General features: G+C 69.4%; 20 protein-coding genes. 1 reads left to right on the top strand and 19 read right to left on the bottom strand.

Annotated features, from left to right (window positions below; all coding sequences use genetic code 11):
- Positions 1–70 precede the first annotated feature (70 nt).
- Positions 71–1,093: an amino acid ABC transporter substrate-binding protein gene (locus MWN33_RS12600; RefSeq protein WP_247201201.1), complete on the bottom strand. Its 1,023-nt coding sequence runs from the start codon at positions 1,091–1,093 to the stop codon at positions 71–73.
- A gap of 285 nt (positions 1,094–1,378) precedes the next feature.
- Between MWN33_RS12600 and metC the strand changes: the two genes are divergently transcribed.
- Positions 1,379–2,575 carry a cystathionine beta-lyase gene (gene metC, locus MWN33_RS12595; RefSeq protein WP_247201200.1) on the top strand — a complete coding sequence of 399 codons (1,197 nt, stop codon included), beginning with the start codon at positions 1,379–1,381 and terminating at the stop codon, positions 2,573–2,575.
- A gap of 6 nt (positions 2,576–2,581) precedes the next feature.
- Here metC and MWN33_RS12590 read toward each other — a convergent pair whose 3' ends face one another.
- The 18 genes from MWN33_RS12590 to MWN33_RS12505 form a co-directional block, all read right to left on the bottom strand.
- Positions 2,582–4,354, bottom strand: a complete 1,773-nt coding sequence (locus tag MWN33_RS12590) for an ArnT family glycosyltransferase (protein ID WP_247201199.1) — start codon at positions 4,352–4,354, stop codon at positions 2,582–2,584.
- A 90-nt stretch (positions 4,355–4,444) separates the two neighbouring features.
- Complete coding sequence (locus tag MWN33_RS12585; RefSeq protein ID WP_247201190.1) at positions 4,445–6,724, bottom strand: putative bifunctional diguanylate cyclase/phosphodiesterase; 2,280 nt, start codon at positions 6,722–6,724, stop codon at positions 4,445–4,447.
- Positions 6,725–6,869: 145 nt separating this feature from the next.
- Positions 6,870–7,526, bottom strand: a complete 657-nt coding sequence (ureG, locus tag MWN33_RS12580; protein ID WP_247201183.1) for an urease accessory protein UreG — start codon at positions 7,524–7,526, stop codon at positions 6,870–6,872.
- A 16-nt stretch (positions 7,527–7,542) separates the two neighbouring features.
- Positions 7,543–8,250 (bottom strand): urease accessory protein UreF, encoded by a 708-nt coding sequence (locus MWN33_RS12575; protein WP_247201181.1) that lies wholly within the window; start codon positions 8,248–8,250, stop codon positions 7,543–7,545.
- Between the two features lie 9 nt (positions 8,251–8,259).
- The gene (locus MWN33_RS12570; protein WP_247201174.1) at positions 8,260–9,024 is read right to left on the bottom strand and encodes an urease accessory protein UreE; all 765 of its coding nucleotides are present in this window, start codon (positions 9,022–9,024) and stop codon (positions 8,260–8,262) included.
- A 73-nt stretch (positions 9,025–9,097) separates the two neighbouring features.
- Entirely contained in the window at positions 9,098–10,810 is a 1,713-nt protein-coding gene (gene ureC, locus MWN33_RS12565; RefSeq protein ID WP_247201173.1) for an urease subunit alpha, read from the bottom strand.
- A 54-nt stretch (positions 10,811–10,864) separates the two neighbouring features.
- The gene (locus tag MWN33_RS12560; RefSeq protein WP_247201172.1) at positions 10,865–11,485 is read right to left on the bottom strand and encodes an urease subunit gamma; all 621 of its coding nucleotides are present in this window, start codon (positions 11,483–11,485) and stop codon (positions 10,865–10,867) included.
- Between the two features lie 58 nt (positions 11,486–11,543).
- Positions 11,544–12,422 (bottom strand): urease accessory protein UreD, encoded by an 879-nt coding sequence (locus MWN33_RS12555; RefSeq protein WP_247201171.1) that lies wholly within the window; start codon positions 12,420–12,422, stop codon positions 11,544–11,546.
- Positions 12,397–13,092 (bottom strand): urea ABC transporter ATP-binding subunit UrtE, encoded by a 696-nt coding sequence (urtE, locus tag MWN33_RS12550; RefSeq protein WP_247201170.1) that lies wholly within the window; start codon positions 13,090–13,092, stop codon positions 12,397–12,399. The genes MWN33_RS12555 and urtE overlap by 26 nt, the downstream gene beginning before the upstream one ends.
- Before the next feature lie 4 nt (positions 13,093–13,096).
- Positions 13,097–13,906, bottom strand: a complete 810-nt coding sequence (urtD, locus tag MWN33_RS12545; protein WP_247201169.1) for an urea ABC transporter ATP-binding protein UrtD — start codon at positions 13,904–13,906, stop codon at positions 13,097–13,099.
- A 10-nt stretch (positions 13,907–13,916) separates the two neighbouring features.
- Positions 13,917–15,098, bottom strand: coding sequence for an urea ABC transporter permease subunit UrtC (urtC, locus tag MWN33_RS12540; RefSeq protein WP_247201168.1), 1,182 nt, complete (start codon positions 15,096–15,098; stop codon positions 13,917–13,919).
- Complete coding sequence (urtB, locus tag MWN33_RS12535) at positions 15,095–16,639, bottom strand: urea ABC transporter permease subunit UrtB (protein ID WP_247201265.1); 1,545 nt, start codon at positions 16,637–16,639, stop codon at positions 15,095–15,097. Before urtB ends, urtC begins: the two co-directional genes overlap by 4 nt.
- Before the next feature lie 278 nt (positions 16,640–16,917).
- Complete coding sequence (gene urtA / locus MWN33_RS12530; protein ID WP_247201165.1) at positions 16,918–18,228, bottom strand: urea ABC transporter substrate-binding protein; 1,311 nt, start codon at positions 18,226–18,228, stop codon at positions 16,918–16,920.
- 203 nt (positions 18,229–18,431) lie between these two features.
- On the bottom strand, positions 18,432–19,613 hold the full coding sequence (locus tag MWN33_RS12525) for an aminotransferase (RefSeq protein WP_247201164.1): 1,182 nt from the start codon (positions 19,611–19,613) through the stop codon (positions 18,432–18,434).
- Positions 19,614–19,702: 89 nt separating this feature from the next.
- On the bottom strand, positions 19,703–20,815 hold the full coding sequence (locus MWN33_RS12520; protein WP_247201163.1) for a DUF1513 domain-containing protein: 1,113 nt from the start codon (positions 20,813–20,815) through the stop codon (positions 19,703–19,705).
- An 11-nt stretch (positions 20,816–20,826) separates the two neighbouring features.
- Positions 20,827–21,951: an imelysin family protein gene (locus MWN33_RS12515; RefSeq protein WP_247201162.1), complete on the bottom strand. Its 1,125-nt coding sequence runs from the start codon at positions 21,949–21,951 to the stop codon at positions 20,827–20,829.
- Positions 21,952–21,964: 13 nt separating this feature from the next.
- Positions 21,965–23,152 carry a di-heme oxidoredictase family protein gene (locus MWN33_RS12510; RefSeq protein WP_247201160.1) on the bottom strand — a complete coding sequence of 396 codons (1,188 nt, stop codon included), beginning with the start codon at positions 23,150–23,152 and terminating at the stop codon, positions 21,965–21,967.
- A 269-nt stretch (positions 23,153–23,421) separates the two neighbouring features.
- The gene (locus MWN33_RS12505) at positions 23,422–24,897 is read right to left on the bottom strand and encodes a multicopper oxidase family protein (protein WP_247201157.1); all 1,476 of its coding nucleotides are present in this window, start codon (positions 24,895–24,897) and stop codon (positions 23,422–23,424) included.
- Position 24,898 lies beyond the last annotated feature (1 nt).

The raw sequence follows: 24,898 nt of genomic DNA, 5'->3' as shown, positions 1-24,898 counted from the left end.
TGCCGAACGTGCCGTCGGCTTGGCCGGAAAGAAAAGGCTCCCGGCGCGTGCCGGGAGCCTCATGCACGGATCAGCGGATCGGCGGAGCGTATTGCAGGCCGCCCTTGTTCCACAGCGCGTTGACGCCGCGGGCGAGCTTCAGCGGGGTGTCGGGGCCGACATTGCGGTCGTACATCTCGCCGTAATTGCCGACCTGCTTGACGATGGCCACGACCCAGTCGTTGCCGATGCCCATGCCCTCGCCGAACTTGCCCTCGGTGCCGACGAGACGCTTGATCTCGGGGTTGGTGGCGGACTTGACCTGCTCCTCGACGTTCTTCGAGGTGAGGCCGAGTTCCTCGGCGTTGAGCTGGGCGAACAGCACCCACTTCACGATGTCGAACCACTGATCGTCGCCATGGGCGACCACCGGGCCGAGCGGCTCCTTGGAGATGATCTCCGGCAGTACGACGTGGTCATCCGGGTTGGTCAGCTTGAGACGCTCGCCGGCAAGGCCCGAGCGGTCGGTCGTGAGCACGTCGCAGCGGCCCGCGTCATAGGCCTTGACCACTTCGTCGTTGGTGGCGAAGGCGATGACCTCGTAGGTCATGTTGTTGGCGCGGAAATAGTCGGCGAGGTTCTGTTCGGTGGTGGTGCCGGTCTGGGTGCAGACCGAGGCGCCGGAGAGTTCGAGGGCCGAGTTCACCTTCTTGTCCTTGCGGATCAGGAAGCCCTGGCCGTCATAGTAGGTCACGCCGGTGAAGTTCAGGCCCAGCGAGGTGTCGCGGGTAATCGTCCAGGTGGTGTTGCGCGACAGGACGTCGATGTCGCCGGACTGCAGCGCGGTGAAGCGGTCCTTGGCGGAGAGGGGCGTGAACTTCACCTTCGTGGCATCGCCGAACACCGCGGCAGCGACGGCGCGGCAGAAGTCCACGTCAAGGCCGGTCCAGCTTCCCTTGTCGTCCGGGTTGGAGAAGCCCGGGAGACCCTGGCTGACGCCGCACTGGACGAAGCCCTTGGCCTTCACCTGCTCGAGCTTGGTCGCGGCCTGCGCGCCAAAGGCGCACAGCCCGAAGGCCCCCGCGAGGGCGAACGTGGAGAGGAGGCGTTTCATGTTGGCTGCCTTCTTCATTCGGTTTTGAGCTGGCGTGTCCGCCGCGAGGCCTGCGGTCGGCACGGGCGATGTGAAAAGCAATTCGCATGCCGTAAGGCGCGGAAGGGAGCGGATCATTCCTACTTCCTTCGTCTGACGCGGCCCAGCGAGCGACCGCCGGGCACAACCGAAACGACAGACGCAAGGTCATCAGAACGCCGTAATCCGATCCGGTCAAGCGCTTGACGCCGGGCGGGCACTGCTTTCCCAATGGCCCCCCTTCGAACCCGGCGAGCAGGCGCAGGAATGGCAGACCAACGGCAAGACGAAACCCAACGCCACCTCTCGGTTGAAACGGAACTGGTTCACGCCGGCCGCGATCCCGAGCGTTTCGACGGTTTCGTGAACGTGCCGATCGTGCGCGGATCGACCGTGCTGTCCCCCACCGTCGCCGATCTCGAAGGCCATACCGGCCGCTATTCCTACGGCCGCCGGGGCAATCCGACGGTGGAGGGGCTGGAAGAGGCCATGACCCGTATCGAGGGTGGCGCGGGCGTGGTGTTGACGCCCTCGGGCCTGTCGGCGGTTAGCGTGGCGCTGCTTTCGGTGCTGGAGGCGGGCGACCATCTTTTGATGGTCGACAGCGCCTACCAGCCGACCCGGCGCGTCTGCGACGCGGTGCTGAAGCGTGCCGGCGTCGAGACCACCTACTACGATCCGCTGATCGGCGCCGGCATCGAGGAACTGATCCGGCCGACTACGCGCGCGATCTACATGGAGACGCCCGGCTCGCAATCCTTCGAGATGCAGGACGTGCCGGCCATCGTGGCGGTCGCGAGCGCGCGCGGCATCGTCACGCTGATCGACAACACCTGGGCGACGCCGCTGTTCTTCCGCCCGCATGCCTTCGGCGTCGACATCTCGATCCAGGCCGGCACCAAATACATCAGCGGTCATTCGGACCTCAATCTCGGCACCGTCTCGGCCAATGCGCGCTGCTTACGGCAGCTCCGGCTCACCCATGGCGATCTCGGCATCACGGTGGCGCCGGAGGATGCGTTCCTCGGCGCGCGCGGGCTTCGCACCATGGCGGTGCGCCTCGCCCGTCACCAAGAGTCTGGGCTCACGGTCGCGCGCTGGCTCGCGCAGCGCCCGGAAGTGCTGCACGTGCTGCATCCGGCCCTGCCCGAGCATCCCGGCCACGCCCTCTGGCAGCGCGACTTCGCCGGCGCCTCGGGCCTGTTCAGCATCATCCTGAAGCCGGCCCCGAAGGCGGCGGTGGACGCCTTCCTCGACAGCCTCGACCTGTTCGGCCTCGGCTACAGCTGGGGCGGCTTCGAGAGCCTCGCCATTCCGTTCGACTGCAGCGATTACCGCAGCGCCACGCGCTGGGAACCGGGCGGGCCGGCCGTGCGCCTGCATATCGGGCTGGAGGACCCGGCCGACCTCATCGCCGATCTGGAACGTGGCCTCGCGGTCCTGGCGGAGACGAGCGAAGCCTGAGCCGGCTCACGAGCCAAGGCGATAGGCGCTGATGCGAAGCTCGCGCAGCCCGTTATAGTCGAAGCCGTGCAGCTCGATGCCGCGCTGGATGTGCAGGCCGAGCGCCTCCGCCCGGCGGGCGAAGCGGGCTTCGTGGGAACGGGTGACGAAGGCGACGCGGCAGCCGCCTTCCTTCAGGAAATCGGCGGCGGCGGCACCATCCAGCAGGCGTGGAGGCTGCGGCAGCAAGAAGACCAGGCTCGGCTCGCTGTAGCCCGCCGAAGCGACCTGTATGCCCCCGCCCGCCGCGACGCAGCGCTCCTGCGCCGCCAGTGCGGCCATACGCGGCGCGAGCCAGAAGCTGTCCATGGCGGGCAGCACGAGCTGCATCACCCCGAAGCCCGAGACCAGCATGCCGGCGATGGCCAGAAGCGCGGACTTCTCCGTCCCGTAGTCGCGCACCGACCCCGCCGCCGTCACCAGCGCGAAGAAGCCGAGCAGCAGGAAGGGCCAGGCGAGCAGGCTGGTCGTGCCATCGAACACCGCGAGCCCCAGCAGCGCGGCCACCGCGATGACCGCGCCGATGACCGGCCACAGCCAGAGCAGCCGGGCGAGGCGCGTATTGCCCAGCGCCATGGCGCCGCGCTCGACGGCGATGGCGATCAATACGGCGATGGCCGGCAGCGTCGGGCCGACATAGGCCGGCAGCTTGACCGGCCAGAGCTCGAAGACCAGCCAGGCCGGCAGTACCCAGGCCAGAAGGAAGCGCACTGCGCCGATGCGCCGCGCCTTCCAGATGATCGGCACCGCCAGAGCGGCGAGCGGCGCGCCGGGCCAGAACATCGCCCAGAACAGCAGGAAATAGGAGCCCGGCGGGCCGGTGAAGCCGGGATAATCCGGCGGCACGCGGCCGATCAGCGTGCGGGCGATGGCGGCCTCCTGCGTGTCCACCGCGCCGTAGCGGCGCAGCAGGAACCAGCCGACGGCGACCGTCAGGATGATCGCCAGCCCGGCATAGGAACGGGCACGGCGCAGGAATGCGGCCGAACGGTCCACCGCGGCGATGGCGACGAGCGGCAGGATCACGTAGATCGGGACGATCAGTCCCTTGGTGAACAGGCCGAAGGCGAGCCCCGCCCAGAAGATAAGCGCCAGCCGTGCCTCGCCGGCGGAGCGCTGCGGCGGGCCCAGCGCGTCGCCGTGGCGCTCGGCGAGATAGAGCCGCCCCAGAGCGCCCATCATCGCGGCGACCGCCGCCAGCAGCGAAATCTCGGGCAAAGCGAGCCGTCCGCCGACGCTGAACGCCACGCTGCCGGCCAGCAGGCTCGCCGCCAGCAGCGCCGCACGCCGGTGGGTGAAGGCAAGCGCCGCCCAGAAGGTCAACAGCACCGCAGCGATGGCGCATGCCAAAGTCGGCAGGCGGTAGAGCCAGATGCGCCGTTCGGCCGAGGGCACGCCCACCGCATCGGCGACCGCGACCACCGCCGCCTGCATCCAGTGCTGGCCGACCGGCCGGGTGCGCTTCACCTCCCAGCCGAGCCGCGTCTCGCCGAGCTGGCCGGTCTCGGCCATCTGGCGGGAAATCTCGGCGAAACGGGATTCGTTGCGGTCGACCGGCGGGATGCTGAAGAAACCGGGCAGCAGTGCCAGCAGGCACAGCCCGACGAGAAACAGGCTGGCGCGCCGGTCAGACCGGCTGCAGGCGTCGAACAGTTCGACGATTCGGGCGGGAATCCGCGGGCCGCCTTTCGAATAGAGCGGCGCGCGGCGCGCGCTCCGGCCCGCACTCAATGACGTCATCTGGCGGAATCCCTCCACGTCGCTCCACCATATCAGAGGAACGCCGTCCGGGTGCATCCGTCCGGTTTGCAGGCCCGGCCCGCGCGAGGGTCAGTTCGCGACGCCGATGGCCAGCCCGTCGCCGATCACCTCCGCCGGGTCCCAGCCGCGCATCAGGGCGGGAATGCGCGAGGCCGGCAAAGCCTTGGAATAGAGGAAACCCTGCGCATAATCGCAGCCATTGGCGCGCAAATAGGCGGCCTGCGCCGGCGTCTCGACGCCTTCCGCCACCGTCTCGATGCCGAGGCTCTGGCCGAGATGGATGACCGCGCGCACGATCGCGGCGTCGTCGACGTCGTGCTCGATGTCGTGCACGAAGGAGCGGTCGATCTTTATGCGATCCACAGGAAACTGCTTGAGGTGCGACAGCGATGCGTAGCCCGTGCCGAAATCGTCGAGTGCGATGCGCACGCCGGCGCTGTTGAGCGCCTGAAGGCTGTTGCGCACCACGTCGGTGCCGCGCCCGAGGAACACGGTCTCCGTCACCTCGATGGTCAGCCGCTCGCGCGCCAGCCGCGCCCGGTCGAGGGCCGCCAGCACGCGCTCGGGAAGTTCGCCGCGCGCGAATTCCGAGGAGGTGACGTTGATGGCGACATGGCCGAAATCGCATCCCTGCGCGATCCAGTTCGCCATGTCGCGCGTCGTCGCCTCCAGCAGGCGTTCGCCGATGATGGTGGCGAGGTCCGCATCGTCGAAGATCTGGCCGAACTCCTGCGGCCCGAGCAGCCCCCGGCGCGGGTGGCGCCAGCGCAGCAGCGCCTCGTAGCCGACGATGGTGCCGGTGCGCAGCGAAACCTTCGGCTGGTAATAGGGCTGGAACTCGCCATTGCGCAGGGCGAGGCGCACGCGCGCGTAAAGCTGGATGCGCTTCTCGGTCGCCTGCTGCATGCGCGTGTCGTACTCGACCGCGATGCCGCGCCCGCCGCCCTTGGCGCGGTAGAGCGCGATGTCGGCATTCTTCAGCAGGGTCGTGGCATCGGTGCCGTGCTCGGGCGCGACGGCGATGCCGATGCTGCCGCGGCAGGACAGAGCCGTGCGCTTGTAGTTGAACGGCAGGCTCAGTGCCGAGAGAATGTGCTGGGCGGCCACCGCCGCGTCGGTCGGGCTGTCCATGCGGGTGAGCAGCACGATGAACTCGTCACCGCCGAGGCGCGCCACCATGTCGGCATCGCCGATGCAGCCGGAAAGGCGTTGCGCCGCCTCAACCAGCAGCGCGTCGCCGGCATCGTGGCCGAGAGAATCGTTCACGTCCTTGAACTGGTCGAGATCGACCAGCAGCACCCCGACATAACGCTGCGACCGGCGCGAGCGGCGCAACGCCACCTCCAGCCGCTCGCGCATCAGCCCGCGATTGGGAAGGCCGGTCAGCGCGTCATGATTGGCCATGTGCCACATGCGCTGCTCGGCTTCCTTCTGCTCGGTGATGTCCTGCAATATGCCGAAGGCGCGCACTACGGTGTCGCCGTCGGTCTCCACCTGGCATGTCTTGCGCACGAGGCGGTGATTGCCCTGCGCGTCGACGAAGGGCAGTTCGATCTCGAACGCCTCGCGGTGGCGCAGGGCGGTATTGAATTTCTTCACGAACTGCTGGCGCGCCTCCGGGGGGAAATGCGACAGCGCGCGCTCCTGGTCCGGCGCGAAGCCCGGCGTAAGCCCGTAGATGCGGTAGACGCCGTCCGACCAGTTCAGTCGCTCGGTGGCGACGTCGAACTCCCAGCCGCCGACCCTGGCGAGGCGCTCGGTCTGCGCCAGCAGGCTCTGGCGCCGCCACAGCTCGCGGCTCTGCATCTCCAGCAGGCTCTGGCTGACGCGCCGGTGATCGAGATCGCGCTTGGTGCGCCGCGTCGCTTCGTGAAGGCGGAACTGGTCGACGATGATGCGCGCGAGATGGCCGACGCGCTCGATCTCGGCCAGGCTCGGCGTGCGCGGCTCCGGCGACCACAGGCAGAGAGTACCGATATTGAGGCCCGGTCGCAGCGCCAGCGGCGCGCCGATGTAGAAGCGGATATTCGGCGCGCCGGTCACATAGATGTTGTTGGTGAAGCGGGGATCCCGGGAAGCGTCCGGCACCACCAAAATGTCAGACGACAGGATCGTCCAGGTGCTGAAGGAGTGTGTCCGCGAGGTGCCTTCCCAGTCGACCCCGGAGGTCGCCTTGAACCACTGGCTCTCGCGGTCCACCAGCCCGATCGCGGCGCAGGGAACGTCCAGCATATCCCGCGCGAGGGCGCATACGCCGTCGAGTTCGGGCGACGGCGCCGTGCCGAGAATTTCCAGCGCGTGAAGCTCGGCGAGCCGCTCGGCCTCATTCTCCGGTAGCGGATAGTCCATCGGACACCTGGTCGGTCGGCAGTCGGACGGGAACGCGCATCAGCCACGCCGTCGCCGTGTCTCGGACGGCGCTGCCGACGCCGGCCCCGAACGGGACAAGCAATATACGAGCCTATCCACAACTCGGTGTCTAGGAGGCACTCCGTTACGTCACGTCTTCCCGCGCCAGAGTTTCGGCCGGGGTGCCCGCGAGGCCGCCGGCCTCCTCGATGAAGCGGGCCACTTCGGCGACACCGACGCCGGCCCGCACATTGGCGAAAACGAAGGGCCGGCGCCCGCGCATGCGGCGGGAATCGCGGTCCATCACGTCCAGCGAGGCGCCGACCAGCGGGGCGAGATCGACCTTGTTGATCACCAGCAGGTCCGAGCGCGTGATGCCCGGCCCGCCCTTGCGGGGGATCTTCTCGCCGGCCGACACGTCGATGACGTAGATGGTGATGTCGGCCAGCTCGGGGGAGAAGGTAGCGGCGAGGTTGTCGCCGCCCGATTCGATCAGGATCAGGTCGAGGGCGGGGAAGCGCCCGCGCATCTCGGCGATGGCGGCGAGGTTGGCCGACGCGTCCTCGCGGATCGCGGTGTGCGGGCAGCCGCCGGTCTCCACGCCCATGATGCGCTCGGCCGGCAGCGCGCCGGCGCGGGTGAGTATCTCGGCGTCCTCCTTGGTGTAGATGTCGTTGGTGATGGCGGCGAGGTCGTAGCGCTCGCGGAAGGTGCGGCACAGCGCCTCCATCAGCGCCGTCTTGCCGGAGCCGACCGGCCCCCCGATGCCGACCCTCAGCGGGCCGCTGCTGTCGCTTGCCATCGAACTCCCCTCGCCTTCAGCTTCGGAATAGCCGCGTGTACTGCGTCTCGTGGCGCATCGACGCGATGTCGGATTTAAGCGCCGCTCCGCCGATGGCGTCGAGCGGCACGCCGGCGGCACGCGGGGCGACCTCGCGAACGGTGATCGTCGCCGCCGCCAGGGCGCGGTTCCCGTCGGTCTGGCCGAGCGGCACGAGGCGCACGGCGGCCGAGATGAGGTTCGCCGCCACCGCGTTGAGGAAGGCCGCCAGCGTCGGCGCCAGCGGTAGGCCGTGCGCCGCCGCCGCGATGCCGACCGCGACAGGATAGGCGACGCGGCCGTCCCAGAGCGCGGGAACCCGCTCCAGCAGCGGCGCCGGCCAGGAGACCCGGGTGGCGGCGAGGAAGGCGTCGCCCTGGTTCAGCGTCTCCATCTGCCGCTCGCGCGAGGGGGCGAAGGCGCTCGCCAGTTCCAGCACCTCGACCAGCGCCGCTTCGTCGCCGGCCCGCGCGGCGCGCCAGGCATGGGCGAGCAGCACCGCATCGGCGAAGGGCCCGCCATGGCGCAGCAGGTCGTCGACCCAGCGGTCCAGCGAGGCGAGGTCGGAAATGTCCTGCGTCTCCACCGCCCATTCGAGGCCGTGCGAATAGGCAAAGGCGCCGACGGGAAAGGCCGGCGAGAGCCAGACGAAGAGCGGCAGCAGGTCGGGCGCAGCGTTCCCCGGTTCGGCGGCCGCCTCGCTCATGATCCTAGCCTAGCGGCCATGCCGATGGCCGTGGGCATGGTGCCCGTGGTCGTGGTGATCGTGGCTATGGTCGTGACCGCAACCGCAGTCCGCACCGTGTTTGTGCTCCTGAGCGTGGTCGTGCTCATGGACATGCATCACGTCCCGGGCGCGCTCGGGCGCATGGGCGTGCTCGTTATGTCCGTGGGCGTGATGCTCGTGGGCGTGATGATCGTGACCATGGTCATGGCCGCAGCCGCAGGCCTCGCCATGCGCATGAGCGTGATGGCCGTGATCGTGATGGCCGTGATCGTGATGGCCGTGATCGTGATGGCCGTGATCGTGATGACCATGCGCCTCGGCGGCCTCATAGGCACCGCCTTCCGGCTCGAAGGCGGCCTCGACGATGGAGACGTCAGCGCCGAGACCGCGCGCCATCTCCTCCAGCACGCTGTCGCGGGCGATGCGGATGCGGTCGGCCAGCAGCTCGGCCGGCACGTGGCGGTTGCCCAGATGCCAGGCGAGGCGGGCGAGATGATGCGGGTCGCGCGCGACGATCTCGGCGACCGGCTCCTCGGCGGCGATGACAGCGACAGTGCGCCCGTCGTCGAGCGCGAGACCGTCGCCGTCCTTCAGACGGGTCGCCTCGTCGAGATCGAGCAGGAAGGCCACGTCGCCCTCGCCGCGCATGGCGATGCGGCGGCGGTAGCGGCCGTCATGGGGCAGCACGACGCGGTCGGCGGCGACGGCGACATCCCAGCTGCCGGCGGGAAGAACGGTGCGGGCGCGGATCATGCGGGAACTCCGGTTGCGGCAAGGCCCGGACGTGGCCTCCTTCGAGGCCGGCCCCGAGCGGTCGCTCCCACACTTAGAACAGGAAGTAGCGCTGCGCCATGGGCAGCTCGGTGGCAGGCGCGCAGGTCAGGAGCTCGCCATCCGCCCGTACCTCATAGGTTTCCGGGTCGATCTCAAGCTGCGGGGTCGCGCTGTTGTGAATCATCGACGCCTTGCCGATGCCCCCGCGCACGTTCTCCACCGCCACCGCGCGCTTCTCCAGCCCGAGCTTGTGCGCGACGTTGAGGTCCATCGCCGCCTGCGAGACGAAAGTGAGCGAGGTCGCCGTGCGCGCCTTGCCATAGGCGCCCCACATCGGCCGGTAATGCACCGGCTGCGGGGTCGGGATCGAGGCGTTGGGATCGCCCATGACCGCAGCGACGATGGTGCCGCCCTTGATCACCATGTCCGGCTTGGTGCCGAAGAAGGCCGGCGACCAGACGACGAGGTCGGCGAGCTTGCCGTTCTCCACCGAGCCGATATGGCGCGAGATGCCGTGCGCGATGGCGGGGTTGATCGTGTATTTGGCGATGTAGCGCTTGGCGCGCGCGTTGTCGTTGCGCTCGCTGTCACCCGGCAGCAGGCCGCGCTGAAGCTTCATCTTGTGCGCGGTCTGCCAGGTGCGGGTGATCACCTCGCCGAGCCGGCCCATCGCCTGGCTGTCCGAGCTCATCATCGAGATGGCGCCGAGGTCGTGCAGGATATCCTCGGCCGCGATGGTCTCCTTTCGGATGCGGCTCTCGGCGAAGGCGAGGTCCTCGGCGATCAGCGGGTCGAGATGGTGACACACCATGAGCATGTCGAGATGCTCGTCGAGCGTGTTGATGGTGAAGGGCCGCGTCGGGTTGGTCGACGATGGCAGCACGTTGGGCAGGCCCACCACCTTCATGATGTCCGGCGCGTGGCCACCGCCCGCGCCCTCGGTGTGGAAGGCATGGATGGTGCGGCCCTTGAAGGCGCCGACCGTATCCTCGACGAAGCCGCTCTCGTTGAGCGTGTCGGTGTGGATCATCACCTGGATGTCGTACTCGTCGGCCACCGACAGGCAGTTGTCGATCGCCGCCGGCGTGGTGCCCCAGTCCTCGTGCAGCTTGAGCGAACAGGCGCCGGCCTCGATCTGCTCGACCAGCGGACCGGGCAGCGAGGCGTTGCCCTTGCCGGACAGCGCGAGATTGACCGGGAAGCTGTCAAAGGCGCGCAGCATCATTTCGATGTGCCACGGGCCGGGTGTGCAGGTGGTGGCGTTGGTGCCCGCCGCCGGACCGGTGCCGCCGCCCAGCATGGTGGTGACGCCGCTCATCAGCGCGTGCTCGATCTGCTGCGGGCAGATGAAATGGATATGGCTGTCGAAGCCGCCCGCCGTGATGATCTTGCCCTCGCCGGCGATCACCTCGGTGGACGCACCGATGACGATGTCGACGCCCGGCTGGATGTCCGGGTTGCCGGCCTTGCCGATGCCGTGGATGCGCCCGTCGCGGATGCCGATATCGGCCTTCACGATGCCCCAGTGGTCGAGGATCAGTGCGTTGGTGATGACGGTGTCGACCGCCCCTTCCGCGCGCATGATCTGCGACTGGCCCATGCCGTCGCGGATGGTCTTGCCGCCGCCGAACTTCACCTCCTCGCCATAGACGGTGAGGTCCTTCTCCACCTCGATGACGAGCGCCGTGTCGGCGAGGCGCACGCGGTCGCCAGTGGTGGGGCCGAACATCTCGGCATACATGGCGCGGGAAATCTTGATCGACATGGGGCAATCCGTTCCGGGCAATCGGTCAGGCGGGAAGGCGATAGGGTCGGCGGGCTAGAGCTTGCCCATCACGTCCTGGCGGAAGCCGTAGACCTCCCGCTTGCCGGCGAGCGCGACGAGCTTGACCTCGCGGCTCTGGCCGGGCTCGAAACGCACCGCCGTGCCGGAGGGAATGGCGAGGCGCATGCCCCGCGCCTTGTCCCGCTCGAAGGCAAGCGCCGGGTTGGTCTCGAAGAAATGGTAGTGGCTGCCAACCTGGATCGGCCGGTCGCCGGTATTGGCGACCGTGAGAGAGACGAACTCGCGGCCCGCCAGCAGCTCGATCTCGCCTTCCTCGAAAAGGATCTCGCCCGGCGCGCCGGCATGGTGCCCGCCGCCTATCGGCTCGTGCACGGTGACGAGCTTGGTGCCGTCCGGGAAGGTCGCCTCGACCTGGATTTCCAGGATCATCTCCGGCACGCCGGGCAGCACCTGCTCGGCCGTCAGCACCGTGGTGCCGAGCGTCATCAGCTCCGCCACCGTCTTACCGTCGCGCGCACCCTCCACCACCACGTCGGTGATCAGCGCCACCGCCTCGGGATAGTTGAGCTTCACGCCTCGCTCCAGACGGCGGCGGGCCACCACGGCCGCCATGGCGACGAGGAGCTTGTCCTTCTCGCGCGGGCTCAGATTCATGAATGCATCTCCGGCTCAGCAAAGGCGGCGGGCGTGTGAAAGGCGAAGCGCACCTGCATCAGGAGTGCCAGATGCGGGGAAGCTCGGCGACGCCGAGCGTGCCGAGGGTGCGGGCGATGGCGCGCTCCAGCGGCGCCCCGTCGCGCGCGAGCAGGCGTACCGAGAGCATGCCGTCCCACGCGCTGGCGCCGGCGTCGAGCCCGTCGGGCAGTCCCTCGCCCTCTTCCGACAGACCGAGCGAGGCACGCACAGCGTCGAGCCGCGCCTCCGCGTCGGGCGCCAGCAGCAGCAGCGTGGCGAAGGCGGCCCAGCCGCCGGCGGTGGCGCGGCGGTCCAGCGTGCGCGCGATGTCGCCGTCGAGATGGAGGCCGTCCGCGTAGACCAGCCGCCCGCCGCGCCGGATGCGCCAGCGGTCGGCCAGCAGGCCGTGCGAGAGGCGCTCGCCATGCGCGGTACGGCCGAGGATCACCGGTTCGACCAGCAGCAGTCGCGCTTCCGGCGCGACATCGGCGGCAATGGAGCGTTCGAGCCGGGCGCCGTCGAAGACGATGGTCGCCTGCGGCATCCAGTCGATGGAGCCGCCGGCCTCCACGGTCAGCTCGACATCGACCCGCGAGGTCGCCCCGTCCGAGCGATAGACCTTCTCGGCCGCCTGCGTCGTGACCACAAGTTGGGCACCGCGCCCGGCATGCAGGCAGGTCTGCGCGACATCGCCGCCGGCGAGCCCGCCGCCGGTGTTGATCATCACGGCTTCCAGCGAGCGGCCGCGCCGACCCGACAGCGGGAAACGCACGCGGGCGAAGCCGGATTCGGCGATGCGCCCGCGCACGGTGCGCCCGTCCAGCCCCAGCGCCTCGACCGAAACCCGCCCCTGCCCGCGCCGCTCGACCGGGATCGAGGCGGCGGCGGCCTCAGACGGCAATTCGGTTGCGTACATCCGGGTCCTCGAGGGCCTTGCCATCGCCCGACATGACGACCGCGCCGCGCTCCATCACGATGAAATGGTCCGCCAGTTCCTTGGCGAAGTCGAAATACTGCTCGACCAGCACGATGGCGATGTCGCCCTTGGAGCGCAAGTAGCGGATGGCGTTGCCGATATCCTTGATGATGGAGGGCTGGATGCCCTCGGTCGGCTCGTCCAGCACCAGCACCTTCGGCCGCATCACCAGCGCGCGGCCGATGGCGAGCTGCTGCTGCTGGCCGCCCGAGAGGTCGCCGCCGCGCCGGCGCAGCATCGAATCGAGCACCGGGAACAGCGAGAAAACGTCGTCGGGGATGTTGCGGTCGGCCCGCTTGAGCGGGGCGAAGCCAGTCTCCAGATTCTCCGCGACGGTGAGCAGCGGGAATATCTCGCGGCCCTGAGGCACGAAGGCGATGCCGCGCCGCGCCCGCTCGGACGGCGCCATCGCGGTGATGTCCTCGCCCCCGAAACGGATGCTACCCTTGGCGACCGGCGCCTGCCCGACAATGGCGCGCATCAGGCTGGTCTTGCCGACGCCGTTGCGGCCGAGCACGCAGGTCACTTTCCCCGGCTCGGCCTTCAGCGAGACCCCGCGCAGCGCCTGCGCGGCGCCGTAGAAGAGGTTGACGTCCTGAACTTCCAGCATGCGCCTAGCGTCCCAGATAGACTTCGATGACGCGCTCATTGGCGCTCACCTGATCGAGCGTGCCTTCCGCCAGCACCGATCCTTCGTGCAGGCACATGACGCGCACGCCGAGGTCGCGCACGAAGGTCATGTCGTGCTCGACCACGACGACGGAATGGCCGTTGGCGTTGATCTCGCGCAGCAGCTCGGCGGTCTGCGCGGTCTCGGCGTCCGTCATTCCGGCGACCGGCTCGTCCACCAGCAGCAGCTTGGGGTCCTGCGCCAGCAGCATGCCGATCTCCAGCCACTGCTTCTGGCCGTGCGAGAGCGCGCCACCGAGGCGGTCCTTGTGCTCGGTCAGCCTGATGGTCTCGAAGATCTCGTCGATGCGCTCGCGCTCGGCCGCACTCTCGCGACGGAAAATGTTGGGCAGCGCGCGGCGCTGGCCCTTCAGCGCGAGGCGCAGATTGTCGATCACCGTATGGTTCTCGAACACCGTCGGCTTCTGGAACTTGCGGCCGATGCCGAGGGTGGCGATCTGCGTCTCGTCGAGCTTGGTGAGGTCGGTCGTGCCGCCGTTGAAGAAGACGTCGCCGCGGTCGGGCCGGGTCTTGCCGGTGATGACGTCCATCATCGTCGTCTTTCCCGCGCCGTTCGGGCCGATGATGGCCCGCATCTCGCCGGGGTCGACGGTGAAGGAAAGCGCGTTCAGCGCCCGGAAGCCGTCGAAGGTGACCGTGACCGCGTCGAGATAGAGCAGCGCCTCGGTCAGCTCCTTGCGGGCGGCGGGCGCCGGCTCGGCGGTGCGGGGCTCCAGCGTGTCGATGTCGCTCATGTTCGCCTCCCTACGCGGCCGGCTTGGGTTCGGCGAGCGGCGGCTCGCCGGGCAGCTCACCGGGCGATTCTCCGGGAATGTCGTCGCGCTCGCGGCGGCGCGCGCGCCACTCGTAGAAGGTCCCGACGATGCCCTTGGGCAGGAACAGCGTCACTGCCACGAACAGGCCGCCGAGCATGAACAGCCAGTAGGGAGCGAGCATGCCTGAGGTGAAGTAGGTCTTGGCGTAGTTCACCAGCACCGCGCCGAGCGCCGCGCCGACCAGCGTGCCGCGCCCGCCCACTGCCACCCAGACGATGATCTCGATGGAATTGGCCGGCGAGAACTCGGACGGGTTGATGATGCCGACCTGCGGCACGTAGAGCGCGCCGGCGATGCCGGCCAGCATGGCCGAGGCCACGAAGGCGACCAGCTTGTAGTTCTCCGCCCTGTAGCCGGTGAAGCGCACCCGCGTTTCCGCGTCGCGGATCGCCACCAGCACCTTGCCGAAATGCGAGCGCACGAGGAAGCGGCACAGCAGGTAGCCGAGCCCCAGCGCCAGCGCCGAGAGCACGAACAGCACGATGCGCGTGCCGTCCGACTGGATGTTGAAGCCGAGAATATCCTTGAAGTCGGTCAAGCCGTTATTGCCGCCGAAGCCCATGTCGTTGCGGAAGAAGGCCAGCAGCAGCGCGAAGGTCATCGCCTGAGTGATGATCGACAGGTAGACGCCGGTGACGCGCGAGCGGAAGGCGAACCAGCCGAACACCAAAGCGAGGATGCCCGGCGCCAGCAGCACCATCAGCGCGGCGAAGGGGAACCAGTCGAAGCCGTACCAGAACCAGGGCAGTTCCTTCCAGTTCAGGAACACCATGAAGTCCGGCAGCACAGGGTCGCCATAGACGCCGCGCGTGCCGATCTGGCGCATCAGATACATGCCCATCGCGTAGCCGCCGAGCGCGAAGAAGGCGCCCTGGCCGAGCGAGAGGATGCCGACATACCCCCAGATGAGGTCGACCGACAGCGCGAGCAGCGCATAGGTCAGGTACTTCCCGAGCAGCGAGACGACATAGGTCGGCACGTGCACCGCCGAATCCGGCGAGATGGCGAGGTTGAGGATCGGCACCAGCACGGCGGCGGCAACCAGCACGCCGAGGAAGACGAGGCCGCTGGTACCGAGCAGGGCGGGCTGACGGGTCTGGGTCGTGCTCATGCTTCGATCGACCTCCCCTTGAGGGCGAAGAGGCCGCGCGGGCGCTTCTGGATGAACAGGATGACGATGACGAGCAGGGCGATCTTGCCGAGCACGGCGCCCGCATAGGGTTCCAGCAGCTTGTTGGCGACGCCGAGCGACATGGCGCCCACCAGCGTGCCCCACAGATTGCCGACGCCGCCGAACACCACGACGAGGAAGCTGTCGATGATGTAGCTCTGGCCGAGATTGGGCGAGACGTTGTCGATCTGGCTGAGCGCGACGCCCGCCATGCCGGCGATGCCCGAGCCGAGGCCGAAGGTCGCCGCGTCGACCCAGTTGGTGCGGATGCCCATGGAGGCGGCCATGCGCCGGTTCTGCGTCACGGCGCGCATTTCGAGGCCGATGCGGGTCAGCCGCAGCGTGGCCAGCAGCGCGACGAAGACGAGGATGGCGAAGACGATGATCCAGAGCCGGCCATAGGTGATGGAGAGCTGCCCGATCTCGAAGGAGCCCGACATCCAGCTCGGCGCGCCCACCTCGCGGTTGGTCGGGCCGAACAGGGTTCGGATCGCCTGCTGCAGGATCAGCGAGATGCCCCAGGTGGCGAGCAGCGTTTCCAGCGCCCGGCCGTAGAGGAACCGGATCACGGTGCGCTCGATGATGATGCCGATGAGGCCTGTGAAGACGAAGGCGAGCGGGATGGCGATGATCAGCGAGAGGTCGAACAGGGCGGGATTGTAGGTGCGGATCAGTTCCTGCACGACGAAGGTCGTATAGGCGCCGAGCATCACCATCTCGCCATGCGCCATGTTGATCACGCCCATCACGCCGAAGGTGATGGCGAGGCCGATGGCGGCGAGCAGCAGCACCGAGCCGAGCGAGAGGCCGTACCAGACATTCTGCGCCATGCTCCACATGGCGAGGTTGCGCTCGATGGCGTCGATGGCCGCCGCCGCTGCCTGCTTCACCTCCGGCGCCGCGCTGGCCGGCACGCTGCGCAGGATCGCAAGCGCTTCCTGATTTCCTTCGGCGGCGACGAGATCGACGGCCGCGATGCGTTCGGCGGGGCTGATGCCCTCCTTGCCGATAACGATCGAGGCGCGCGCCAGCGTCATCGCCGACTTGACCTTCGGGTCGGCCTCCTTAGCGAGGGCGACATCAAGCGCCGGCAACGCCGCCTCGTCCCGCGAGCGGCCGACGGCGTTCGCCGCCTCCATCCGCTTGGCGGGGTCGGGGCTGACCAGCGATAGCGCGCCGTTGGCTGCGTCGATGGCGCGGCGGATGCGGTTGTTGACGCGCACCGGCTTCACCGCCGGGGCATCGGCCACCGGCTGCATGGTCAACGGGTCGATGAGACCGGCGTCGCCACGGATATAGACCTGGCGCGGCGAGGTGCTGAAGACGAGCTTGCCGTCCGCGAGCGCCGCGACGACGCCGGCGGCCGCCGGGCTGCCGCTCAGGGCGAGCGCGCCGAGAGCGGCTTCGGTGTCGCCGTAATTGTCATTGGCGAGCTGGGCGAGCGGCGCGCTGATGTCTGGCGCGCTGGAACCCTGGGCCATGGCCTGCTCCGTGCCGGGTCCGGCGCAGAAGGCGAACAGGGTGAGGAGAAGGCCGCCGGCGAGGCGGCGAAGTCGGGCGCTGAATGTCATCATCTTCCGTCGATGTCGCGCTGCGGATGGCCGGAGGGCTCCCCGGCGACGGAGGGATCGGAGATCGCAGTCCGATGTCGGAAGGCCGGACGCGTCCGGCGTCCGGTGCCGGGTCCGGCCGCCCGTGGGCGGCCGGATGTCGTCGGCTCAGACGCGGCGAGCGCGTCCGGGCAAGGGGTTCGTGGGGCTCACTTGCCCGCGCCGCCGCACTTGCCGGTCTTGACGTTGAAGTTGCCGCAGTTCATCGGCGAGCGCCAATCGGCGATCAGGTCCTTCGAACCTTCGAGGTAGGGCGACCACTCTTCCGCGACGATCAGGCCCGGGGTCTGCTCGACGATGTCGAACTGGCCGTCGTCCTTGATCTCGCCGATCAGCACCGGCTTGGTGATGTGGTGGTTCGGCATCATCGCCGAGAAGCCGCCCGACAGGTTCGGAACCGCGACGCCGATCAGCGCCGGGATGACCGCGTCCGGATCGGTGGTGCCGGCCTTCTCGACCGCCTTGACCCACATGTTAAAGCCGATGACGGTGGCCTCCATCGGGTCGTTGGTCACGCGCTTGTCGTTCTTGGTGTACGCGCGCCACTTGGCGATGAAGTCCTTGTTCTCGGGGGTGTCGACCGACTGGAAGTAGTTCCACGCGGCGAGATGGCCGACCAGCGGCTTGGTGTCGATGCCCGCGAGTTCTTCCTCGCCGACCGAGAAGGCCACGACCGGGATGTCGGTCGCCTTGATGCCCTGGTTGCCGAGCTCCTTGTAGAAGGGAACATTGGCATCGCCGTTGATGGTCGAGACGACGGCGGTCTTCTTGCCGGCCGAGCCGAACTTCTTGATGTCGGCGACGATGGTCTGCCAGTCGGAATGACCGAACGGCGTGTAGTTGATCATGATGTCCTCGGCGGGGACGCCCTTGGACTTCAGATAGGCTTCGAGGATCTTGTTGGTGGTGCGCGGGTAAACGTAGTCGGTGCCCGCGAGCACCCAGCGCTTCACGCCTTCATTGGCCATCAGGTAGTCGACAGCCGGGATGGCCTGCTGGTTCGGGGCGGCGCCGGTGTAGAACACGTTGCGCTCGCTCTCCTCGCCCTCGTACTGGACGGGGTAGAAGAGGATCGAGTTCAGCTCCTTGAAGACCGGCAGCACGGACTTGCGCGACACCGAGGTCCAGCAGCCGAACACGACCGCGACCTTCTCCTTGGCGATCAGCTCGCGCGCCTTTTCGGCGAAGAGCGGCCAGTTGGAGGCCGGATCGACCACCACGGCTTCGAGCTTCTTGCCCAGCACGCCACCGGCGGCGTTCTGTTCCTGCACCATGAACAGGACGGTGTCCTTCAGCGTGGTCTCGCTGATGGCCATGGTGCCCGACAGCGAGTGGAGCACGCCGACCTTGATCGTTTCCTGCGCGGAAGCGGGGATGGCGGTGCCGGCAAGCGCGAGCGCGGCGGCGCCGACGGCGACGCGACGAGCCGCGTGCCGCGCCTGACTGAACAGGTTGAGCATATTCTTTCCCTTCTGGAGTTCGCGCGCAGGACCCCCGTCCGCGCGCCGAAGGGAAGGAGTGCAATGGCCGTGCCAACACCGCGCGCCGCACGGGGGCAGGCCGGTCCCGCCGCCGCCTCAGCGATGGGCAGATGCGATGCCCATTTCGTAGGCAAGAAACTTCGAAATTGCACAGGACATTGTTCGGTCCCGTGCAGAGGACATCATTTGTGCACATGCGAGAGCATTGAGCGGCCCGCAGACGCCACACCCGACAGCCGCTCCAGCGCCCGGTCGAGCGTGGCGTCGGTCTTGGCGAAGCAGAAGCGCACCACGCTTTGCACCGGCGCCTCGGCATAAAAGGCCGAGACCGGAATGGCCGCCACGCCCTCGCGCGCCACAAGGCTCAGGCAGAACGCCTCGTCGCGCAGCGCCGGGTCGAGCGGGGCGAGGTCGACATTGAGGAAATAGGTGCCCGCCGAGGGGAGCACGGGAAGACCCAATCCCGTCAGGCCGGCCGCCAGCCGGTCGCGCGAGCGCTGGAGATTGGCGCGGGTCGAGAGGAACCAGTCGCGCTCCTTGCCCAGCCCGTACGCCACCGCCTGCTGCAAGGCCGGCGGCGTGGTGAAGGTGAGAAACTGGTGCACCTTGGAGAGCGCCTTCATCAGCCCCGGCGCGGCGCAAACGAAGCCGACCTTCCAGCCGGTCATGCCGAAGATCTTGCCGGCCGAGCCGATCTTCACCGCCCGCTCGCGCATTCCCGGCAAAGCGAGCACGGAGCGATGCTCCGCGCCATCGAAGATCACGTGCTCCCACACCTCGTCGCTCACCAGCACGGCGCCGGACCGCTCGCAGAAGCGCGCCAGAAGCTCCAGCTCGCCGGCATCGAAAACCCGGCCGGTCGGGTTGTGCGGGTTGTTGAACAGCACGAGGCGGGTGCGTGGGCTGAAGGTGCCGGCCAGCGCCTCCTCCGTCAGCCGCCACGCCGGCGGCACGAGACGCACGAGGCGCGGCACGCCGCCCGCCCGCTTCACCAGCGGCAGATAGGCATCGTAGAGCGGCTGGAACAGCACCACCTCGTCGCCGGGCTCGATCAGCGCCAGCAGCGCGCCGGCAATCGCCTCAGTGGCGCCGGAGGTGATCATCACCTCGGCGTCCGGGTCGAGGTCGAGCCCCTGCCAGTCGCGGTAATGGTCGGCGACGGCACGGCGCAGTTCCGGCGTGCCCATCATCGGCGGGTACTGGTTCCAGCCGTCGACCACCGCCTCGGCCGCCTTGCGGCGCACGTCGAGCGGGCCGGGATCGTCCGGGAAACCCTGACCGAGATTGACCGCCTGATGCTCGCGCGCGAGCCGCGACATGGTCTCGAAGACGGTGGTGGGCAGGTCGGCGAAGATCGAGTTCATTTCACAGGCCGGAGGCGGATGACAGGGCGATGGAACGCCGACGCCCTGTTCTATCCGTCCCGCCGCGAAAAAGGAAAGGGCGTCGCCGCTCAGGCCACTAGCACCGCGTGATTGTCGAAGCGCGGCCCGCCGGAACGGCGGGCGACGACGCCGACGCCCTCCCCGTCGGTGGCGATCAGCACCGTCTCGCCGAGCCCGCTGGTGGCGAGGAACTGCCCCGCCTCGCGGGTCGGGGCGAGGCCGCAGCCGTCGACCAGCGTCAGCGAGCCAAGGAATCGCCCGTCGCGCCGCCACAGCGCCACCCGGTTGCCGCGCGGCGAGGCCGCCGCCACATAGGCGCCGGAGGCATCGAGGCAGACCGAGCCGACATAGGTGCGCAGGCCGCGCCATTCCTCGTCCGGCGCGTCGAAGGCGCGCAGCCCCTCGCCGTCCACCGCATAGAGCAGCGGCCGGGCGATGCCGTCGGCCAGCAGGTCCTGCGCCGCCACCACGGTGAAGCCGTCGGCGCCCGAGGTGAGATGGCGCAGCGAGAGCGAGGACAGGTCCTCGCTGAGTTCTGCCACCGAACGCACCGCGCCGCTCACCGGATCGAGCCGGGCGACGCTGGCGCCGGCGATCTCCGCGCCCACCGCCTCGGGCGTGTGCGGCTCGACGCCGCCATTGGCGACGACCAGCGTGCCGCCTGCCGGAAGCATGTCGTGCGGGCCGATGCCCGACGAGGCCCATTCCGCCTCGATGGCGAAACCTGCCTCCACCACCCGCCGCGTCACCATGCCGGCGCCGGTGTCTCGGTCGATCTCGACGGCGAGGAAACGGCGCCCGCCCTCGATGAAGCGGCCATGGCCGGAGAACACCCGCCCCTCGCCCGGCTCGAAGCTGGCGAGCACGGAGCCGGCGCGGCGGTCGAACAGCACGGCGGTGGTGCCGGGCCGGCGCGCCACGGCGACGGCGGTGCGCCCGTCGGGGCTCGGCTCCACCCAGTGCAGCCGCTGCGTGCCGGCGCCCACCGGCGTCGCGGCGAAGTCGGGCGACAGCACCACAGGCGCGAAGCCCTCGCCGACCCCGGCCGTCGCCAGCCATTCGGCGTCGAGCAGATGGTCGCGCGCATGGGCCGCGCCGCTGGCGAAGAAGACGCGCGGAGCCGCGACCAGCGCGCCCAAGGTGCCGGCCAGCGAGCGCCGCGTGAGATCGAGAATGCCCATCGCGGCCTCCCTCAGTCGCCGTCCAGCGCGTTGAAGCCGAGCGCCACGCCGAGGCCGGAAGCAAGCGGCTTGGCAATCCCCGCCTGCGCCGCCTTGAACGCCGCCATGGCAGCCTCCAGCGTCTTGCGGCCCTGCGCGGTGGTCGCCGCCTGCCCGATATCCTCCGGCAGCCCGGCAGCCGCCTTGGCGGCGCCCTGGAGCGTCGTCGTCAGGCCCGCCCGGTCGGCGGCGGGAAGCCCCTGCGCCAGCGTATCGGCCAGCGAGCCGGCGCTGGTGATGATGGCGACGATGGCCTCCTTGGCGAGGCCGCTGCGCCGGCGGTCGGAAAGCAGGGGCTTGGCCTCGTCGGCACTCTTGCCGAGCACGACGAGCAGGCGCTGATCGACGACGCGCTGATAGGCGCCGGCAAGGTCGGTGACGATCTGGCTCAGCAGCGCGTTCGGCTCGGGGAAGAAGACGGGATCGGACTTGCCGGCGAGGAGCTGCGCCAGCAGGCCCTGCGTGCGGTCGCCCCAGCCCTCGCGTATTTCCCCTGCGATGTTGGCGAGGTTGGCGGCGACGGCGAGGCCGAGCGCCTGCCGGCGGGCAGCTTCCGGCCCTGACAGCAGCGCGGCATCGGCACCCTCGTCAAAGAGCAGGCGTTCCATGGCCGGCAGGCCCTGCACGGCGGCGCTCAGGCGGAAGAAGCGCTCCGGCTTGAGCCGCTCATCCGTGGCATCGCCGATGATCTCGGTGACGGAGCGACCCACCGCGTTGCGCCGCTCCGGGAACAGGTTGAAGCGGTCGGGCCGCAGCGACAGCATGACCGGGCCGAAGGTGATGAACTCGACCGAGGCCCAGGCGTCGGAAACGGCGGCGAAGCGTGCCTTCAGCTCCTTCACGCCTTCGGCGGAAGGCGCCTTGTCGAAGGCTTCCCACGCCGCCTGCTGTGCCTTCGCGCTCGCCAGCAGCGTGTCGTAGCGCGGCAGCAGCCAGTCCTCCACCACCTGCGGAGCGGAGAGCGCCGCCGCGTCGGCGCGCGAGACGAGCAGGCCGGAGACGAGGGCGGTGGCGGCGGCGATCGCCGGCACGCCCTGGGCCGCCTGCCCGATCTGGCTCGCCAGCGCCAGCGCCAGCGCGAAGGGGGATCGGTTCATCTTGGCTCTCGCTCTAAAGGGAAGACACATAGTCGATCAGCGCCCGGCGCTGGCGCACATCCAGCGCCTCGAAGCGCGCGCGGGCGCCCGCCGCCTCGCCGCCGTGCCATCGCACGGCCTCGGCGACATCGGCGGCGCGGCCATCGTGCAGCAGCCCGGCGCCATGCGCCAGCGCGGCGGAGACGCCGGCCAACGGCGCCGTGCGCCATTCCCCGGCCGCGGCACCGGGCACGCCGGCGGGATCGGCGAGGCCTTCGCCCATCTCGTGCAGCAGCACGTCGGTATAGAGCGCGACCTTCCCGCCCCCGCGCGTCGGCAGGAAGGGACGGTGGCAGGCGGCGCAGCCGGTCGAGGCGAAAAGCCGCGCGCCGGCCGCATCGTCGACGCCCGCCGGCACCTTAAGACCACTGAGATAAGCGACGATACGCGAGACGATGGCGTCGCCGATCTCCGGCTCGCCTTCGGCATCGCGCCCGTGCGGGGCGTTGCGGCAGGCGGTCTGCGCCTGCGTACAATCGCCCCACGGCTCCATGCGCAACAGCGTCGACAGGCCGAGGTCGAGCGCGAAGGCCTCGGAAGCCTGCCCGGCCAAAGTGGGATGGCTCGCCTTCCAGCCGAAGCGCCCGACGCGCGACCCGCCCTCGGGCGTGGCGAAGCGGCGGGCCCGGCCGCGCACGCCGTCATTGTCGCGGTCGTCGGGGTCTTCGAGCGCGAGGATCGCCGCGTCGTCCACCAGTTCCAGCTTGCCGCGCCCGCGCAAATCGGGCGCCGCGCGCAGCGAGACGCGGGTGGCGGGGTCGAGCGGGCCATAGCCCGGCGCCTCAATGCGGGGAAAGCGCCGTCCCTTTTCGATACCGACCGCGAAGGTGCCTTCCGCCGGCACGCCGGGCAGCGTCATCGTCTCCAGCCGCTGGCCATAAACCGGATCGCCCGTGCCGTCCGCGCGGAACAGCGAGAGCACCAGGCCGAGCCCGTCCGGCCGGCCTGCGCCATCGAGCGCGGTCGCGCCGCGCCCGGCCCCGCCGGGATGGCAAGCCGAGCAGGAGCGGGCGTCGAACAGCGGCCCCAACCCGTCATTGGCACGGGTCGAACTCGGCGCCGGCACCCAGGGCCGCTCGAACAGCGCCTTGCCGATGGCGGCGTCGAGACGCGCATCCTCGGCGAGCGCCGGGACAGGCGCGAGCAGAACGCACAGCGCCACGACCTTCGTCAGGGAGGAGACGATTCCGCTGCGCGGCGTTTTCGCTGGGTCCCGGATCGGCGCTCCGGCTTCGCCTCCGCTTGTCCGGGACACGAGTGAGTTACCCGGCTGATCGTCACGCGGCGTGACGCCGATCCGCCCCGGGCGGCTGTTTCCCGGACAAGCCGCGCGCAGCGCAGCGCCGATCCGGGACCCAGGAGAAACCCTTCGGCCGGATCCCGCTTTCTGCGCGGCGCGCGGGCGGCGAGCGGAAGCGGAGCCCTGTTCCATCACACGATCCGGAACCAGCCCATCATCCCGGTCTCCATATGCTCCAGGATGTGGCAGTGGAACGCCCAGTCGCCGGGCGCCGCGACGAAGGCGATCTCGACCGCCTCGCCCGGCTGGACCAGCACCGTGTCGGCGAAATGGCGCGGCAGGCGGTCGAGGCTCGAACTCACCACCTCGAAGGCGTGGCCGTGCAGGTGCACGGGATGGGGAAAGCGCGTCTCGTTCCTGATCTCGACGCGACAGGAGCGGCCGGTCGTCATGCGGGCCAGCGGCGGGGGAAGGTTCCGCCGGTTGCCCGCCGGCCAGGATTCGGCGTCGATCCCCCAATAGGTCGTCGAGCCGACGCACAGGCTGTCGATCAGCGCCTTGGCCAGCGGGTCGTCGGCCGGCAGTGCGAGGTTCTTCACCGCCGCGTCGGTCGCCTGCTGGAGCGTGAAGGAGAAGCGCGCCGCCTTCTTCATGTCCGGGCGCGGCAGCTCGGGTTTCGGCAGCGCCAGCGGCCCCTTGCGGGGTTTTGCCGCCTGCCCCTCGGTGCGGATGGCGGCGAAATGATAGATGTCGGAGGCGCGATAATCGCCCACCGTCACCGTCCCGCCGTCCGCCGGCATGCGCACGTCGAGGTCGATGCGCTGGGCCGGGCCCATGCGCCAGATGCCGTCCGGCAGGTCGTCGAGCCGCACGGGCTTCAGCGCGTGGCCGTCGACGGCGATGAGCCAGGCTTCGAAGCCCTCCGCCTCACCCCCTTCGACGCCGATATCCATGATGCGGGTCGAATCGAGATTGAGGATGCGCAGGCGCGCATGCCCGCCGGCCGGAGCCGTCAGCTCCACCGAGGCGGCGCCGTTCACCGTGCGGGTGGCGCCGAAAGTGCCGGCCTTGGAGGCGCCGTCAGGCTCGGTGAGCGGCAGGAAGGAGCCATCCTCCGCCAGCCGCCAGTCCTTGAGGCAGAGCACGTGCTCGGCGTCGAAAGCGGGATCGCGCGGGTCCTCCACGACCAGCACGCCGGCGAGACCCTTGCCCGCCTGCCCGGTCTCGTCGCAATGGGGATGGAAGAAGAAGGTGCCGGGGTCGTCGAGCGGCAGCAGATAGGTGAAGCGCCCGCCCGGCTGCACGAGAGGTTGCGTCAGCGTGGGCACGCCATCGAACTCGTTCGGCATGCGGATGCCGTGGAAATGCAGCGTCGAGCCCTCGTCGAGGCCGTTGACGAACTCGGCCTTCAGCCGCGTGCCGCGCGGCACGCGCAACGTCTGGAAAGGCACCCCGTCATAGGCGAGGATGCGGGTCGCCGGGCCGTCTGGACCGAGCAGCTTCAGCTCGGTCTCGCCGGCGCCCAGCGTCACCGTGCGCGTCGGCTCGAAGGGCGCGGCCGCACGGGCCTGCCCGGTACGGGTCGGCCCCAGCAGGACCAGCCCGCCGAGCGCCGCGCCCGCGCCGAGGAAGGCGCGGCGCGAGAGTCCCGCGCCGCTGTTCGTCATC

Origin of the sequence: Ancylobacter koreensis (genome assembly GCF_023016525.1) — a bacterium.
Lineage (GTDB): Bacteria > Pseudomonadota > Alphaproteobacteria > Rhizobiales > Xanthobacteraceae > Ancylobacter > Ancylobacter koreensis.
This window is presented reverse-complemented; position numbering and strand designations above follow the sequence as displayed.

Excerpts from the sequence above, each read along its gene's own strand:
- MWN33_RS12525 (WP_247201164.1), bottom strand. The coding sequence starts at position 19,613 with ATGAACTCGATCTTCGCCGACCTGCCCACCACCGTCTTCGAGACCATG.
- MWN33_RS12585 (WP_247201190.1), bottom strand. The coding sequence starts at position 6,724 with ATGGACTATCCGCTACCGGAGAATGAGGCCGAGCGGCTCGCCGAGCTT.
- MWN33_RS12555 (WP_247201171.1), bottom strand. The coding sequence starts at position 12,422 with ATGTACGCAACCGAATTGCCGTCTGAGGCCGCCGCCGCCTCGATCCCG.
- MWN33_RS12560 (WP_247201172.1), bottom strand. The coding sequence starts at position 11,485 with ATGAATCTGAGCCCGCGCGAGAAGGACAAGCTCCTCGTCGCCATGGCG.
- ureG (WP_247201183.1), bottom strand. The coding sequence starts at position 7,526 with ATGGCAAGCGACAGCAGCGGCCCGCTGAGGGTCGGCATCGGGGGGCCG.
- metC (WP_247201200.1), top strand. The coding sequence starts at position 1,379 with ATGGCAGACCAACGGCAAGACGAAACCCAACGCCACCTCTCGGTTGAA.
- urtE (WP_247201170.1), bottom strand. The coding sequence starts at position 13,092 with ATGCTGGAAGTTCAGGACGTCAACCTCTTCTACGGCGCCGCGCAGGCG.
- MWN33_RS12575 (WP_247201181.1), bottom strand. The coding sequence starts at position 8,250 with ATGAGCGAGGCGGCCGCCGAACCGGGGAACGCTGCGCCCGACCTGCTG.
- MWN33_RS12590 (WP_247201199.1), bottom strand. The coding sequence starts at position 4,354 with ATGACGTCATTGAGTGCGGGCCGGAGCGCGCGCCGCGCGCCGCTCTAT.
- MWN33_RS12505 (WP_247201157.1), bottom strand. The coding sequence starts at position 24,897 with ATGACGAACAGCGGCGCGGGACTCTCGCGCCGCGCCTTCCTCGGCGCG.
- MWN33_RS12520 (WP_247201163.1), bottom strand. The coding sequence starts at position 20,815 with ATGGGCATTCTCGATCTCACGCGGCGCTCGCTGGCCGGCACCTTGGGC.
- urtD (WP_247201169.1), bottom strand. The coding sequence starts at position 13,906 with ATGAGCGACATCGACACGCTGGAGCCCCGCACCGCCGAGCCGGCGCCC.
- ureC (WP_247201173.1), bottom strand. The coding sequence starts at position 10,810 with ATGTCGATCAAGATTTCCCGCGCCATGTATGCCGAGATGTTCGGCCCC.
- urtC (WP_247201168.1), bottom strand. The coding sequence starts at position 15,098 with ATGAGCACGACCCAGACCCGTCAGCCCGCCCTGCTCGGTACCAGCGGC.
- MWN33_RS12570 (WP_247201174.1), bottom strand. The coding sequence starts at position 9,024 with ATGATCCGCGCCCGCACCGTTCTTCCCGCCGGCAGCTGGGATGTCGCC.
- MWN33_RS12600 (WP_247201201.1), bottom strand. The coding sequence starts at position 1,093 with ATGAAACGCCTCCTCTCCACGTTCGCCCTCGCGGGGGCCTTCGGGCTG.
- urtA (WP_247201165.1), bottom strand. The coding sequence starts at position 18,228 with ATGCTCAACCTGTTCAGTCAGGCGCGGCACGCGGCTCGTCGCGTCGCC.
- urtB (WP_247201265.1), bottom strand. The coding sequence starts at position 16,639 with ATGGCCCAGGGTTCCAGCGCGCCAGACATCAGCGCGCCGCTCGCCCAG.
- MWN33_RS12515 (WP_247201162.1), bottom strand. The coding sequence starts at position 21,951 with ATGAACCGATCCCCCTTCGCGCTGGCGCTGGCGCTGGCGAGCCAGATC.